We start from the raw sequence: 14601 nt of genomic DNA on the forward strand, positions 1-14601 counted from the left end.
TAAGCTTATTCGTTCCGTTTCTACACGGCGGCAAACAACTAGAGGTGATCATGAATTGATTTGAAAACGCTTGAAAGATGCAGGTCTAACCGAGTCTTAAAATAACCGTCTTGTCGGCCTAATCCCGGGAAGATCGATAAGCGGATGACATAGATTCGTTTTTGCATAGGAGCAATAATCTTTCAAATACAAGGAGGAACAAGTTATGTTCAAGAAAGGCACCGCCATTATCGCGGTGGTAGCGCTGCTTGCGCAAATATCTATTTTATCATTCAAGCCTGCAACCGCCGAGGCGGCAACAAGCGATATTTCCGCATCCTATGATTGGCAGCAATTAAAAACGGGCGGAGGCGGTTTCGTAACCGGAATCGATATTCACCCTAACGGGAATGTGATTTACGCACGTACGGATGTAGGCGGGGCCTATCGTTTAAATGATGCGAAGACAGGCTGGATCCAATTAGTAACCGCGGGTAGCATGCCGGATGAATCGCCTGGGGGACATAAAGGAGTCGTTAGCATTGTTTCGGCACCAAGCAATGCGAATGCCGCTTACATGGCGTTTGGGGACAGCGTCTACAGAAGCAGCAACAAAGGAGATACCTGGAGCAAGACAAATGTATCGGGACTAGATAATAATGCGAATGGTGACGCCCGTACGACAGGCGAGAGGCTTGCGGTTGACCCGGCAAACGAGAATGTTGTTTACTACGGCACCATTGGAAACGGCCTATATGTAACACGCAACGGAGGCAGCAACTGGTCGGGCGATTCGGGGATTCCAAGCACAGGGGAAAGCGTGCATGGCGTGCAGGACGTGGCCATCGACCCTGGCAGCGGCACAGTGAGCGACGGCGGGATTACCCGTACCAAAACGGTATATGCGTCCGTATACGGCAAAGGCATTTACCGGACGGATAACGGCGGCAACAGCTGGTATAAAATTACGGGCTCATGGCCAGCGGACAATGGGAACTACACCGATATGGAGATCGTGTCCGGCGTATTGTACGTGTCTGGAGGCGGTGTATGGAAGTATACCGGGGGAAACTGGACGCAAATCAATAACAATACGGATATTTGGAGCATTGCGGTATCGCCATCCAACCCAAGTAAAATTTTAGCTTTCAACGGCGGCGGTACACCTTATCGTACGACGGACGGCGGGGGCCAATGGACGCAACTCGATAAGAACCGGACAGCCGGTTCCGGCGACGTTCCATGGCTGTCCTGGACGGACGAAGGCTGGATGTCGGTCGGCAACGTCGCTTTTGACCCCGTAGTGCCCGATAAGCTTTGGTTTGCGCAAGGCATTGGCGTATGGACCTCTACGGATATCAACGATAGTCAATTAACTTGGACATCGCTAAGTGCTGGCATTGAGGAGATGGTATCCAACGATATTGTGGTGCCTCAAGGCGGTAAGCCGGTGACGGCGTTCTGGGACCGTCCATTATTCTATCATGCGAGCAATGACCAATATCCATCCCAGCATCAGCCAAGCTCCAGATTCAACTCCGCATGGGATTTGGACTATTCGTACAACAATCCGAATTTCATGGTTGCCAGCATCTCGGATCACCGCTTCTGCTGCGAGAGCGACGGACAAGCCTACCCTAGCGGTTACTCGACCGATGGAGGCCAGACTTGGACGCCGTTCGCATCGGTTCCTTCGGACATGCATTTCGGAGATATTGCCGTAGCAGCCTCGGATACGAACAATATCGTCTACTTGCCGACCAGCAACCGGACGCCGTATTACACGACAAACCGCGGCCAGTCATGGAATTCGATCATTTTGCCGGGAACGGAGAGTTCGTATGACAACGGGCAATATGTGGGCGGATCGCATTTTGCCTACTATTTGAACCGTCATGCGCTTGCGGCTGATACCGTTAACGATCATACTTTCTATCTGTATCACAACGATAACGGCTTGTACCGTACGACAAACGGCGGTCAATCGTGGAGCCTGGTCAATACAACTCTTCCGAAGGGCTGGGCAGTCGGCTGGTTTAACCTGACCCTGAAATCGGTACCTGGCAAAGCGGGTCATCTTTTCCTTACCTTCGGTCAACTCGACGGAGCATCGTATTCGTTATACCATTCCATTGACGGCGGTACGACATGGTCGGAGATCAGTGCGGTAAAAGATGCAACGTCTATCGGATTTGGCAAAGCGGAATCAAGCGGCGGATATCCCGCGATCTATCTTGCAGGCAAGGTGGAAGGAGACTACGGCGTATGGCGTTCCACGGACGAAGGAGCAAACTGGAGCAAGATAGCAACCTATCCGAAAGGCATCTACGATAATGTCTCTGCCATTGACGGAGATAAGGATGTTTTCGGTAAAGTGTATGTAGGCTTTAAAGGAAACAGCTTTGTATACGGAGCGCCTAGCGGAAGCAATCCGCCGACGGGTGATTCCGGTGTAGGCAGCGGAACGGGATTAAGCGGTACCTACTGGAACGGACTTAACTTCGAGCAATGGGTAGCGAATCGGACAGAAAATATTGATTTCGACTGGGGCTTAGGAGCCCCCGTGCCCGGAATGAACACCGATAACTTCCTGGCCCGCTGGACAGGCTACGTCCAGCCGAGATATAGCGAGACCTATACATTCTACGCCGCTTCGGACGACGGTGTCCGCGTCTGGGTGAACGATCAGCTTATTATCGACAAGTGGATTGATCAGGCGGCGACGGAGTGGAGCGGTACCATCTCTCTTCAGTCCGGACAGAAATATAGCATTCGCGTGGATTACTACGAGAAAACCGGCGGCGCCTCAGCGAAGCTGAGCTGGTCGAGCGCAACGCAAGGCAAGCAGATTATTCCGGCGTCGCAGCTGTATACGCAGTAAGCAGGAAGCAAGAAGAAGACCAAGTCAGTCTGAAGCTGCCTTGGTCTTCTTGTCATTTCTACTCCGAATCCAGAAGAGAGAACAAGAGCATATCCGCAATCCATTGGACTTTGTGTTCCAAATCGCCTTCGGCTTCATTCGCTTTATAATGCATGAAGTCATTATTCGGTATATAAAATGATAAAAATGTTCGATGGAAAATATTATTTTTATAATCAATTAGTTATATAAATAATGTTTTACCTATATTATAATCCAAAATATAAAGCGCTTTCATTAATTAGCGAAGTCTGCAGCTTCCTAAAAAGGTGCTTACCCTCAGCCACGCAACTTCATGCAGCGCCTGCCATCCTGTCTAATCGCCTCATCCAACATGGTTAAACGGCCGTCTCATTTTACTCAATCCCTGAACGCTCCAAATCTTAACGCAGAATCGAATACCTGACGGAAGTCCGGATTTCTGCTGCTTGAACCTGCCCGTTCCCGGATTCCGATCTTCTATCGAAAAGAGGCAAGATAATGGGAAAAAAGTTAAAAAGGATGCGGGTAAAAACAATAGGCTTGGCTCTAATAGCCTGTTTGATGATCATTGGGGAAGCGAATGCTTTTGGCCCTTCAACGATGTATACTTCGCCTTCCACGGATCCAGGTCCGGGTACTCTGTACCCAAGAGCCATCCGGTTGCAGTACAACGGAACCTCAAACGGCACCATGCTGGCGACCTTTGAGCATTATGTCAACGGTACGCCAACTTTCCCGATTTATCGCAGTACGGACGGCGGCGTATCCTGGACTAAGATTTCGGAAGTGTCCGATACCGTGAACGGATGGGGACTTCGGTACCAGCCTTTCTTGTACGAGCTTCCTCAAGCCCTCGGCAATTTGCCTGCGGGCACGCTTCTTTGCGCCGGCAATTCGATTCCATCCGATTTGTCGCAAACGAAGCTTGATCTCTACAAAAGTACGGATAAAGGCTTGACCTGGACTTTCGTGAGCTCGATTGCTACCGGTGGCCGCGCGGATCCTAACGGCTCATACGATCCGGTATGGGAGCCGTTCCTTCTGGTAGCCAATAATAAACTCATTATGTACTACTCGGATGAGCGTGATGCCGCCCATAACCAAAAGTTGGTTCACGTTACTTCGACGAACGGCACGACCTGGAGCTCGCCTGTTGAAGATATTGCTCTAGCCGATTCGACGAAACGTCCTGGCATGACTACAGTTGCGAAGCTTGGGAACGGCAATTATATAATGACCTATGAGTATGGCGGATCGCCAAACGGCAATTTTGCCGTCTATTACAAAATCTCTTCCAACCCCGAGAACTTTGGCGCGGCTACCGATCCGGGTACTCTGCTGAAAACGAGAGACGGAGTTGTTCCTACCAGCTCCCCATATGTCGTATGGGTGCCGGGTACAGGGCCTAACGGAACAATCGCCGTAACCACCAATTCCAGCACGGAGCTATTTCTGAACTCGGAGAATGGGGCATCCGATACTTGGACGCGCGTAAGCACGGTCGTTCCGCAAGGCTACAGCCGAGCTATTCTGCCTCTTGCCGACAATCACAGCGTATTGGTTCTGTCGGGCGGACCGCTTGGCAGCGGACACAACTCGGTGACTTACGGCAGCAAGGACCTGGGAGATGCGGCACAGCTTCACCAAATCGAATCGAGCCGTTATGCCGGATATTATATCCGCCACTACAATTTCCTGGCCCGAATCGATGCGAATCCGTCTCCGGTTAACGATTCCAAATTCAGAATGGTACCGGGACTTGCGGATTCGGGCGGTGTTTCCTTCGAGTCCGTCAACTTCCCTGGCTATTACCTGAGACATTACAATTATGTCATGCAATTAAGCCGCAACGACGGAACAACAACTTTCCAGCAGGATGCTACGTTCTATCAAACGGCGGGTCTTGCGAACTCTTCGCAGGTATCGTTCCGGTCTTACAACTTCCCGACCTATTATCTCAGACAATCCAATTACACCGCTATGCGGATAGATCCGCTAAGTTCGTCCAGCTCCACGACCGATAAACAGGATGCCACGTTTATCATCCATTAATAAGAAAAGCTGCATGGAACTGCAATTGCCGTTCCCATGCAGCTTTTTTGCATAAAGCAGCCGACGAGGCTACTGATACGTATGCTTGATAGCACTGCGATACAAATGGGGTGTTACCCCTTTATGTTTTTTAAACAGCTGGGAGAAATACGGCGCGCTAAAGCCGCCAATCATTCGTCCGATTTCGTTAATGGAATAATCCGTATTCTCAAGCAGCGCACAAGCTTCGCGAATCCGGCGTCCGGCCACGTAATCGGAGATGGTCATTCCGGTCTGCTGCTTGAACAAATGAGATATATGGTAAGAGGATAAATGAAGCTCCCGGGACAGGGATTCCAGGGAAATCGTCTGACGGTAGTGCGTTTCAATCCAGTCTAGTATTTTCTCGACATGGCCGGAGTTTTTATCCATGGAAGCGTGCGTATCTTCTGATTCAAATACATGCAGTTGAAGATGCTTAAACAGGGATAGAAGAAAAAGTACCCGATCCTCTACGCTTGGCTCGCCTCCGGTAAGCGTTCGCATTTTATCATAGTCCGACAGCAAATTCGCTAAAGTCTTGTCATTGCAAAACGTAAATACCTGGCGCCTGAGCATACCGTACATTAATCTTCGCAGAAAGGCTTGCATTTTGGGATACGGCTGCAGATAGGGGTCCAATATACGGGCATCAAAGGTCAGGTTGGTTCTTATATAGGTAGCGCCGTCCTTTAATGGCACATCTACTTTATGAAGCTGGTAGGGCTGAAAACAAAATAACATGTTATCCTCGAGCTTATAGTGCTGGCTTTCAAGCGTTACCGTGCCGGATCCTTCGTGGATGTACAGCAGCTCAATCCCTTGATGCGCATGCAGCATGAGCCAATTCTCGTTGCGGGTTTCATATCTATGAGTAAAGGAAAAAGCGTTAGCACCAAGATTCATAGGCTGAACATTTGTTGGCATAACGCACCTCCGGCAAGGCGAAAATCGCAATTTAGCTACATTATAGCACAACTTGCCTTAAGCCTAAGAGTTTTATAATGAGGCTATAAACCTTATCGGGAGGGCATCGAAATGTGGAAAAAAGCCATTGAAGATACGCTGCAGATATCCAGAGCCAATATCGAGCGGTTTGGAAGCAAGTTCCCGCATGTTAGCGAAAACAGCAGCGGTCAATACGTACTTATTGAAAATGAAGGATGGACGGAAGGCTTCTGGCCCGGAATTTTGTGGCTGAGTTACGAGTATTCCGGAGACCAGGCTTACCGGGAAGCTGCCGTACAGACGGTTCATAGTCTTGGGAAGCGGCTCGAGAACAACCTGAGTCTGGATCATCATGACATCGGCTTCTTGTATTCCTTATCCGCAAAGGCGCAATGGATCTTGGAAAAGGACGAAGCTGCTAAGCAAATCACGATAGATGCTGCGAAAGTACTGATGAAGCGCTGGCGCGAAAATATGAATATTTTGCAGGCTTGGGGACCAAAGGATGATCCGGTTAACGGCGGCCGTATTATAATTGACTGTATGATGAACCTGCCGCTGCTGCACTGGGCTTATCTGCAGACCGGAGACAAGTCGTTCAGAGAGGCCGCTGAGCAGCATACGGATATGAGCCGCCGCTTCCTTGTACGCGGAGATGATTCTTCTTACCATACTTTCTGGTTTAATCCCGAGACCGGCGATTCCAACCGGGGAGGAACCCATCAAGGCTTTAAAGACGGCTCGACCTGGACGCGCAGGCAAGCGTGGGGGATTTACGGCTTTGCGTTAGCTTATCGTTATCTGCGCAAGCCGGAGTATCTGGAAACGGCCAAGCGGCTTGCCAACTATTTTGCAGACCGAATTCCGGAGGATGGCGCAGTGTATTGGGACTTTGACGCGCCGCAAGTGCCGGAGACCAAAAGAGACAGCTCCGCTTCTGCCATTGCGGCATCCGGAATGCTGGAGATTTGCGGCTTCCTGCCGGACAATGATCCCGTGTACAAAAAGCTGATGCAAGCGGTGAACCGCTCCATGGAAGGACTCGTCAGCCATTACTCGACGAATGGAGTGATAGGAGCGGAAGGCTTCTTAAACCGCGGTTCATATTCCGTACGCACAAATACATCGCCGGACGATTATACGATTTGGGGCGATTACTTCTACCTCGAAGCGCTGATGCGCCTTGAAAAAGGCATCCCGGGTTACTGGTACGAACGTTAGACGTAATTATAACGGCAATGAAGACAAGACAGCAGGGGGCAATAACGATGGCTGAAGTTAAGCAGGATCGCGAGCAGTGGATTAAGTGGATGCTTCGAATCGGAAGGCCGGTACTGGAGACTTTAGCAGAACGAAAGCTGAAGGAACGGATGCCGGTTCAAGCGGTAACGGATAACCGCAGCGAATACACATACCTGGAAGCCATGGGGCGCTTGCTTGCCGGAATGGCTCCCTGGCTTGAGCTGACTGGCTTATCCGGTGAAGAGGAGAAGCAGCGAAGCGGGATGGCGCAATTGGCAAGAGAAGCTATTGATGCGGCAACGGATCCAGCTTCGCCGGACTATATGAACTTCGCCGGCGGCTATCAGCCGATTGTAGATACCGCCTTTTTGTCCCATGCCCTAGTCCGGGCACCGCAAGAACTGCTGGGCAAGCTTGATGACCGGATTAAGAAAAACGTAGTCGGCTGCTTGAAGGCGACCCGCTCAAGAAAACCGGGTTATAACAACTGGTTGTTATTCGCAGCCATGACTGAGACGGCCTTATACCTGCTTGGCGAGGATTGGGACCCGATGCGGATCGATTATGCCCTGAAGAAGCATCAGGAATGGTATCTGGGCGATGGGGTATACGGGGACGGACCGGAATTTCATTGGGATTATTACAACGGATTTGTCATTCAACCGATGCTGGTCGATATTCTCCGGACAATAGGCCCGGAGTTGCCGGAATGGGAGCAATTAACGACTGTTGTTATCCATCGGGCCGCCCGCCATGCGGCGCAGCAAGAGCGCTTGATTTCTCCGGAAGGCACTTTCCCGCCGATCGGGCGTTCGCTTGCTTACCGGTTTGGCGCATTTCAGCTGCTGTCGCAGGCCGTGCTTCAAGGCTGGCTTCCGGAAGACATCGCTCCTAATCAAGTAAGGTGCGCACTGACGGCGGTTATCCGCCGTATGATCGAGCAGCCCGGAACATTCGACGAGGAGGGCTGGCTTCGAATTGGATTCTGCGGCGACCAAGAGAATATTGGCGAGGGATACATCTCGACAGGCAGCTTGTATCTGTGCGCCGCCGTGTTCCTGCCCCTTGGCCTGCAACCTGAGCACCCTTTCTGGAAGGGTGAAGCGGACTGGACTGCCAAGAAGGCTTGGTCAGGCCAGCCGTTTCCGATAGACAAGGCCCAAAAGTAAAAATAAATAACCCCCGGTTCTCGCTAGGCAGCGAGGACCGGGGGTTTTGTTTACCCTTGCTTCAAACGAAGCATCATCGTCCAGAGATCAGGTGTCTCATAGCCGAGGCGCCAGGCGGCAACGCCGGCGAGGTCGTATTTTATCGCGAGGTTGATCCGTGCCTGCACGCTGCTCGCAGTTTCCGCCCAAAATACATAGGTGAAGCCGTCCTTCACGTATTTGTATTTGGTCTGACCGGGCGTGGCAGGATCGGTGACGCCAACGGCATTCGTGTCCGCGACCAGCTTCGGAATGTCGCTCATCAGAACCGCGCGGTTACTGACGAGATTGCCGGAGCCGTCAAGCTTCCATTCCCGCACATAGAACGGAATGCCCAGCATCAGCTTGCTGCGGGGAACACCGTACGCTAGGAACTGCTGAACGCCTTTTTCCACCCAAGGAAGGCTGGCTACGGAACCCGCGGATGAGCTTCCGCTCCAATGCTCGTCATACGCCATAATGATGATCGTGTCCACCACTTGGGCAAGTGCGGCATGATCGTAGGCGGTCAGATGATCCCAGCTGACATCGCCGCGCGGCAGGTCGATGGAAACCTTCAGCCCCTTGGCATGCGCGGCTTTCGTCAAAGCAGTAACGAATGCGGTGTATCCAGCCCGGTCCGTGCCGGCAACTTCTTCGAAGTCGATGTTTACTCCGTATACGCCCAAGGTATCCAGCTTTGTTACCAGATTCGAGATGAATTGCTGCTGAGCATTCGAGTTCGCAAGGAAAGCCGTAGTCATCTGCTTATCGAAGTCGTTCGACACAAGCGGCATCACCTGAATGCCCTGCGCCTTCAGCGTCGTTACAACCGACGGATCCGATAGATCCGTTAATGCGCCGCTGCTATCCTTCAGCTCGAACCAGGAAGGGGAGTCGATGGACAGACCTTGCGTCTTAGACGTTTGATTCAGAATCGTCTGGCTGTTGGATGGACCATTCCATGCCAGAAAGACAAGGTTTTTCGTATTGCTCCACAATTTGCGGCCGTCTGCATTGATGACATAGCTGTTGGAATAACCTTTCGCGTAAGCGACAGCCGATGCGCGGGTAAAGAACGTTTTTAATTTGTTGTCGCCCTGATAGACCGAGAGATAAGGCACGCTAGTCCACCAGGTTGTTCCGTTATGTTTGACTTCGGAGTTTCCGAAGTATTTGGCATATTGCAAAGCAGGCTGCAGAGCGACAAAGGATTTGATCGTTTTACCGCTTTGCTGAACATCGTAAGTCGGCACATTGGAATGCACGACTAGTCCGGACACCTCATTTACAACGGTGCTGTTTGGAATAGCTGCAGCTGCTTTTATCGCATCGTACAGAAAAGCATACGTTTTTGTCCCATCCACCGGTACCTGATCTACCTTAATGGAGTAGACCGGGCTGCCGCTCCGTATTTTTTTCTCCGTAGCATCCGTCATATTGTCCCAGATCCAGCTGTTTGAGCTGAGTTCCATAATATGAGCGTTAGTCCAGCGTTTAGCTTCCTGCTTGGCTGCGTCGAGGGTTGTATAACCCCAATTCGCATTTGTTTTGTCGCCTTGATAGAGCTGATATTTCGGATAGGATTGATAAATCCAGCCCGGGCTTTCCAGATCCCGGATATGTACGTCTTTCATCTTCTTGGCTGCGGCCATTGCCTCGTTGTACGTGCGGTATTCCCATTTGGTACTGGAAGTGCCGCCTTGATAGATTTTGTACCTGGGCAGGTTGTCCCACACCCACTCACGGCCCGTAATCGCTTCCACATGACTGTACTCGAAACCTGACGCGTAAGCAATCGCCTGTTTATCGGTAGCAAATTCACGCAATGCACGATCGTTCTGATAGACGCGATACTTGGTCATTGTGCCGGAAACCGGGCTAGCTGCCATGCTGATCGCGGATGTCCCAATGGTTTGGGCAACGAACAGAAGCAGAACTGCCGCCGATAGTTTTTTGAGCATGCTTATCTACCACTCTCCTCTCAAAGTCTATTAATTAGACGCAACTAAGAGGGATAGGTTGCGATAATTTTCAGCCGGCGTTCAGGTGTAAATTATGGCAGAAGTTTTGCAAACCTCGGAAGGGATGGATAAAAGGGGTGGAAAAGAATAACAATAAGGACATGAAGGGAAAATCTGGATGAGGTGATGGAATGGCACAGCTGTTCGAACGGCTGGACCTGAAGGAATGGCTGGATGGGGATAGCGTAGAACCGGTGGAGCTAGAAAAAAGCCTTCGCGAAGTATGGGGCGTTAACCGGTATCTTGGCGGAAATCCGGCTTTGTTTGTTCATCTGGAGAAGCTGATGCGCAAGCTGGCGCCAAGCGAACCGGTACGGGTATTGGATGTGGCCACGGGTCTTGCGGACCTTCCGGTTGCATTTGTTGACTGGTGCAAAAAAAGAGGCAGGAACGTCTCGCTTGTCGCAGTGGACAACCATCCGCAAATTGTGCAGCTCGCTGCCCGACGGACGGATGCGTATCCATCCATTGAAGTTTTGCATGCGGACGGAACGGCCCTGCCTTTTGCAGACCGCAGCTTTGATCTAGCCTTTTGTAATCTTGCGCTGCACCATCTGGATGAGCAATCCGCTATTAAGCTGTTCGCCGAAATGGCCCGCGTAACCCGCGCAGGCTGGGTAGTGACGGATCTGGAACGGCATCGACTCGCTTATCTGGCAGCCAAGCTGCTGGCCAAATTCGTATGGAAAAGCCCGGTAACGAGACATGACGGACCGCTGTCGGTCATGCGTTCCTTCACTCCGCAGGAGACGCGGCGGCTCGTTGAGCTTGCTGGCGTAAACGCGGCGGTACATAAACATTTTCCGTTCCGGCTAGCCGTGGTTGGCCATGACTAGGTATGACGTCATTGTTGTAGGTGCCGGCCCGTCCGGGAGCGCATCCGCAAGATTGCTGGCTGCCAGCGGAGTTCGCGTGTTGATGCTGGATGCGGAAGCCTTTCCGCGGCGCAAGCCTTGCGGCGAGTCATTGAATCCGGGCGCGGTTGCCGCCCTTGGGAGAATAACGGGGTATTCGCATGTTCAGGAGGCCTTTGATTTCCCGTCCAGTCCGATTCAAGGCTGGAAAGTAAGCAGCGGACGAGCTTCGCTTGAAGCCATATATCCGGAAGGGCAGTATGGAGCGGGATGTCGCAGGGAACAGGTCGATCTATGGCTTGCTGAGCAAGCCAGCCGCTCTGGTGCGGTATTTGAACAGCGTACGAAGGTGGAGCGTCTGATCTGGGAAGGAGAGCGGGTGGCTGGCGTAATCGCCCGCTCCCCGGAAGGCAAGCCGATGTCCATACGCGCCTCTCTTATTATTGGAAGTGACGGCCTGCGGTCGGTTGTGGCGAGAAACGCCAAGGTGAACCGGTACGGATCGCTTCGCAAAGCTGCTTTTACGGCGCGTTTGAATGGGGTGCGAGGATTAAATGGCAGGGTCGAGCTGTTTACGGCCGGCGAAGGAAAAGTCATAGGCCTCGCCCCGATTGGCGCCGGGCTGGCGAATATGACCGTTGTGCTTGGCAGCTCCAAGGCAGCTTCATTGGCGGACAAAGACCGTTCCGGCCTAGTCCTTCGTGAGGCGAGGGCTGTGCCGGAGCTGACGGAGCGGCTGCGGGATGCGGAAATCGAAGACGGCGTGCTGACATGCGGTCCTTTCGATAGGCCGGTTATTCCGCAAGACATTGCGGGAATGCTTCTGCTCGGCGATGCGGCAGGTTATTACGATCCGTTAACCGGACAAGGGATCTATCGGGCATTAAGAAGCGCGGAGCTCGCCGCTCCCGCCATCGTCAGCATGCTTCAGACGCGCAGTCACGAGCCGCTACGGCAATATAGAATGGCCCGGCAAGCCGAATTCGCAACCGGTACCAGATTGCAGCACATCATAGAACGCTTATGCAGACAGCCTTTCCTATGGCGTTCAGCCCTTAGAATGATTGGCACTTCCTCGCTGCTGACCAATAAGCTTGCCGAGATGATCGGAGATTGCCCGAAGGAGACGAATACATGTATACCCGTAATGAAATCACCATAAATTGCGATAAAAAAACGGCTTTCCGGTATGCCCGGCAAGTGGAGAACTGGCCGGCGCTGCTTCCGCATTACCGTGGAGTACAATTCGAGCAGGGCGGCAGCGAGCGGGGCGGACTAGTCATGATGAGAGCGGTAAGACCGTTTAAACCGTTTAAATGGCCGGTCTGGTGGGTTAGCGAAATGAATGTGGACGAGCAGTTATGCTCGGTGTATTACAAGCATGTTCGCGGCGTTACAACCGGAATGGAAGTTGAATGGCTGATAGAAGCACTGGATGAGAAGGATCAGGTAAAGGTGACGATCATCCATCGTTGGCTGCAGCCGCCGCTTGGCCGAAGACTGGCAGCCGATATGATCGGCGAAATATTCGTTTACGCGATTGCGGACCGGACTTTGCAGGGCTTGAAACAGCAGATCGAAGAGCACAGGAACCAGCAGGACATCCAGGAAGAGGTGGGCTAATATGAACGAGATTAGAGCGGTGGTAACCGGCATTGGCTGCGTAACCCCGATTGGCATAGGAGTCGAAGCGTTATGGGCCGGCGTGCAGCGGGGAGAAAGCGCGGTTAAACCTATAGACCGATTTGTACCTGAAGGGCTTCGCAGCCGGATTGCCGCGCAAATTCCGCATTTCGACGCGACTGCTTTTATGGACAAGAAACGGGCGCACCGAATGGACCGATATTCCCAGCTGGCGGTAGCCGGCGGAATTATGGCTCTTCGCGATTCCGGGCTGGATGCGGAGGATCTGGAGACCGAGCGGGCAGGCGTCTTTATGGGCTCGGCTCTAGGCGGCATCGCCTTTGCTGAGGAACAATGCGGGCAATATTTCCAAGGCGGCTTCCGATCGGTGTCTCCAACGCTTGGATTCTCCGTATTTGGCGGGGCAGCCTCCTGCAATCTCGCAATGGAGTTCGGATTTACCGGACCTAACGAGACAAATTCGATGTCCTGCGGCTCCGGTGCGGTTGCCATCGGCAGGGCATTGCAGGCCATCCGGCGCGGCGAAGCGGATGTCGTGCTGGCGGGCGGATCGGAAGCGCCGCTGGCTCCTTTGTCTTTTGGCGCATTCGATATGCTGCGTGCGATGTCGACCCGCAATGAAGAGCCGGCAAGCGCGAGCAGGCCTTTTGACCGGAACCGGGACGGCTTTGTCATGGGAGAAGGCTCGGCTATTCTCGTTATTGAAGCCGAGCACCACGCACGTGCCCGCGGCGCAAGGATTTACGGGGAGCTGGCTGGCTTTGGATTAACAAACGATGCTCATCATATGAGCGCGCCTCTTCCTACGGGCGCGCAAGCTGCCCGGGCGCTTAAGCTGGCGCTCTCGAGCGCGGATATGTCGCCGGATGACGTCTCGTACGTAAATGCGCATGGATCTTCAACGCTGCTTAATGACGTCACGGAATCAAAGGTAATCCGAAGCGTATTTGGCAGCCGTCCGGTTGCGGTCAGCGGAACAAAAGGCTTGTACGGTCATCCGCTTGGAGCTTCCGGCGCAATAGAAGCGGCGATTACGCTGCTTTCCTTGAACCAGGGCTGGCTTCCGCCAACGACGAATTTGAACGATCCGGATCCGGAGGCTGAGATTGATCTGGTCTCCAGACAGGCAAGAGAAGTGAAAGCAGAGGCAGCCATATCGAATTCCTACGGCTTCGGCGGAGTCAACGCGGTATTGGCATTCCGCAAAGCATAGTGAAAAGGCCGTTTCCAATGTCACATTGGAAACGGCCTTTTTTCTATTAAAGCTCTTGCACGAACATCAGACGGTTACCTTCCGAATCCTTCACCGTAACAAAAGAAATATCGGGAAAACGTTCCGGCTGGCCAACAAGCTCAACCTGCAAATCATCCAGAAAGGCAACGGTTTCCTCGATATCATCCGTTGGAAATGAAAATAGCGGTAGCTCGGAGGGCTGGAAGGAATCCGCGCGGTTAGCGTCCAGAATCAAAAAGGCATTGTCAACCTTGAGCGGAAAAACGCTGTCAAAGGACGGGTCGATTAGTTCGATGCCGAGCAAAGCCGCGTACCAATTAGCTGCTCGTTCCATGTTGCGAACATGTATGAAAATAGATCCGATCGATGCTTTAACGGGATGAGGCTTAACGGGCATTAACGATTCCTCCCACAAATAATAAATAGTAAATATTACCATAAATAGATTACCAAACACGCGTTCGATTGTAAATACAATTTGAATCAAGCATCACTTGCCCGCAAGCGAATATTTTAA

The 14601-nt window shown here is 52.2% G+C and carries 11 protein-coding genes; 8 read left to right on the forward strand and 3 right to left on the reverse strand.

Annotated elements, in window-relative coordinates; translation table 11 throughout:
* Positions 1 to 205: 205 nt before the first annotated feature.
* Together WFJ73_RS04985 and WFJ73_RS04990 are read left to right on the forward strand one after the other, a co-directional pair.
* Positions 206 to 2860 carry a PA14 domain-containing protein gene (locus WFJ73_RS04985; protein WP_336771969.1) on the forward strand — a complete coding sequence of 885 codons (2655 nt, stop codon included), beginning with the start codon at positions 206 to 208 and terminating at the stop codon, positions 2858 to 2860.
* 519 nt (positions 2861 to 3379) lie between these two features.
* The gene (locus WFJ73_RS04990; RefSeq protein ID WP_336771970.1) at positions 3380 to 4933 is read left to right on the forward strand and encodes an AbfB domain-containing protein; all 1554 of its coding nucleotides are present in this window, start codon (positions 3380 to 3382) and stop codon (positions 4931 to 4933) included.
* A 69-nt stretch (positions 4934 to 5002) separates the two neighbouring features.
* Here WFJ73_RS04990 and WFJ73_RS04995 read toward each other — a convergent pair whose 3' ends face one another.
* A complete protein-coding gene (locus WFJ73_RS04995; protein ID WP_336771971.1) occupies positions 5003 to 5878 on the reverse strand; it encodes an AraC family transcriptional regulator in 876 nt (291 codons plus the stop codon).
* A gap of 111 nt (positions 5879 to 5989) precedes the next feature.
* Here WFJ73_RS04995 and WFJ73_RS05000 point away from each other — a divergent pair, with 111 nt between their 5' ends.
* The gene (locus tag WFJ73_RS05000; protein ID WP_336771972.1) at positions 5990 to 7120 is read left to right on the forward strand and encodes a glycoside hydrolase family 88 protein; all 1131 of its coding nucleotides are present in this window, start codon (positions 5990 to 5992) and stop codon (positions 7118 to 7120) included.
* Between the two features lie 47 nt (positions 7121 to 7167).
* Complete coding sequence (locus WFJ73_RS05005) at positions 7168 to 8310, forward strand: DUF2264 domain-containing protein (protein ID WP_336771973.1); 1143 nt, start codon at positions 7168 to 7170, stop codon at positions 8308 to 8310.
* A gap of 50 nt (positions 8311 to 8360) precedes the next feature.
* On the opposite strand, the gene WFJ73_RS05010 is transcribed toward WFJ73_RS05005, so the two are convergent.
* Complete coding sequence (locus WFJ73_RS05010) at positions 8361 to 10292, reverse strand: glycosyl hydrolase family 18 protein (protein WP_336771974.1); 1932 nt, start codon at positions 10290 to 10292, stop codon at positions 8361 to 8363.
* A gap of 191 nt (positions 10293 to 10483) precedes the next feature.
* Between WFJ73_RS05010 and WFJ73_RS05015 the strand changes: the two genes are divergently transcribed.
* Genes WFJ73_RS05015 through WFJ73_RS05030 form a run of 4 tightly spaced genes read left to right on the forward strand, consistent with a single transcriptional unit; the run spans position 10484 to position 14063 of the window.
* Entirely contained in the window at positions 10484 to 11188 is a 705-nt protein-coding gene (locus WFJ73_RS05015) for a methyltransferase domain-containing protein (protein WP_336771975.1), read from the forward strand.
* On the forward strand, positions 11181 to 12368 hold the full coding sequence (locus WFJ73_RS05020) for an NAD(P)/FAD-dependent oxidoreductase (RefSeq protein ID WP_336771976.1): 1188 nt from the start codon (positions 11181 to 11183) through the stop codon (positions 12366 to 12368). Before WFJ73_RS05015 ends, WFJ73_RS05020 begins: the two co-directional genes overlap by 8 nt.
* A complete protein-coding gene (locus WFJ73_RS05025) occupies positions 12341 to 12829 on the forward strand; it encodes an SRPBCC family protein (protein WP_336771977.1) in 489 nt (162 codons plus the stop codon). Before WFJ73_RS05020 ends, WFJ73_RS05025 begins: the two co-directional genes overlap by 28 nt.
* A gap of 1 nt (position 12830) precedes the next feature.
* Complete coding sequence (locus WFJ73_RS05030) at positions 12831 to 14063, forward strand: beta-ketoacyl-[acyl-carrier-protein] synthase family protein (protein WP_336771978.1); 1233 nt, start codon at positions 12831 to 12833, stop codon at positions 14061 to 14063.
* A gap of 46 nt (positions 14064 to 14109) precedes the next feature.
* Here the strand turns inward: WFJ73_RS05030 and WFJ73_RS05035 are convergent, their stop codons facing one another.
* Positions 14110 to 14481, reverse strand: a complete 372-nt coding sequence (locus WFJ73_RS05035; protein ID WP_336771979.1) for a VOC family protein — start codon at positions 14479 to 14481, stop codon at positions 14110 to 14112.
* Positions 14482 to 14601 lie beyond the last annotated feature (120 nt).

The organism is Paenibacillus sp. MMO-58, from assembly GCF_037146255.1.
Taxonomy (GTDB): domain Bacteria; phylum Bacillota; class Bacilli; order Paenibacillales; family Paenibacillaceae; genus Pristimantibacillus.

Bases quoted from the DNA above. Each gene is read 5' to 3' on its own strand.
- WFJ73_RS04985 (WP_336771969.1), top strand. From the start codon at position 206: ATGTTCAAGAAAGGCACCGCCATTATCGCGGTGGTAGCGCTGCTTGCG.
- WFJ73_RS04990 (WP_336771970.1), top strand. From the start codon at position 3,380: ATGGGAAAAAAGTTAAAAAGGATGCGGGTAAAAACAATAGGCTTGGCT.
- WFJ73_RS04995 (WP_336771971.1), bottom strand. From the start codon at position 5,878: ATGCCAACAAATGTTCAGCCTATGAATCTTGGTGCTAACGCTTTTTCC.
- WFJ73_RS05000 (WP_336771972.1), top strand. From the start codon at position 5,990: ATGTGGAAAAAAGCCATTGAAGATACGCTGCAGATATCCAGAGCCAAT.
- WFJ73_RS05005 (WP_336771973.1), top strand. From the start codon at position 7,168: ATGGCTGAAGTTAAGCAGGATCGCGAGCAGTGGATTAAGTGGATGCTT.
- WFJ73_RS05010 (WP_336771974.1), bottom strand. From the start codon at position 10,292: ATGCTCAAAAAACTATCGGCGGCAGTTCTGCTTCTGTTCGTTGCCCAA.
- WFJ73_RS05015 (WP_336771975.1), top strand. From the start codon at position 10,484: ATGGCACAGCTGTTCGAACGGCTGGACCTGAAGGAATGGCTGGATGGG.
- WFJ73_RS05020 (WP_336771976.1), top strand. From the start codon at position 11,181: ATGACTAGGTATGACGTCATTGTTGTAGGTGCCGGCCCGTCCGGGAGC.
- WFJ73_RS05025 (WP_336771977.1), top strand. From the start codon at position 12,341: ATGTATACCCGTAATGAAATCACCATAAATTGCGATAAAAAAACGGCT.
- WFJ73_RS05030 (WP_336771978.1), top strand. From the start codon at position 12,831: ATGAACGAGATTAGAGCGGTGGTAACCGGCATTGGCTGCGTAACCCCG.
- WFJ73_RS05035 (WP_336771979.1), bottom strand. From the start codon at position 14,481: ATGCCCGTTAAGCCTCATCCCGTTAAAGCATCGATCGGATCTATTTTC.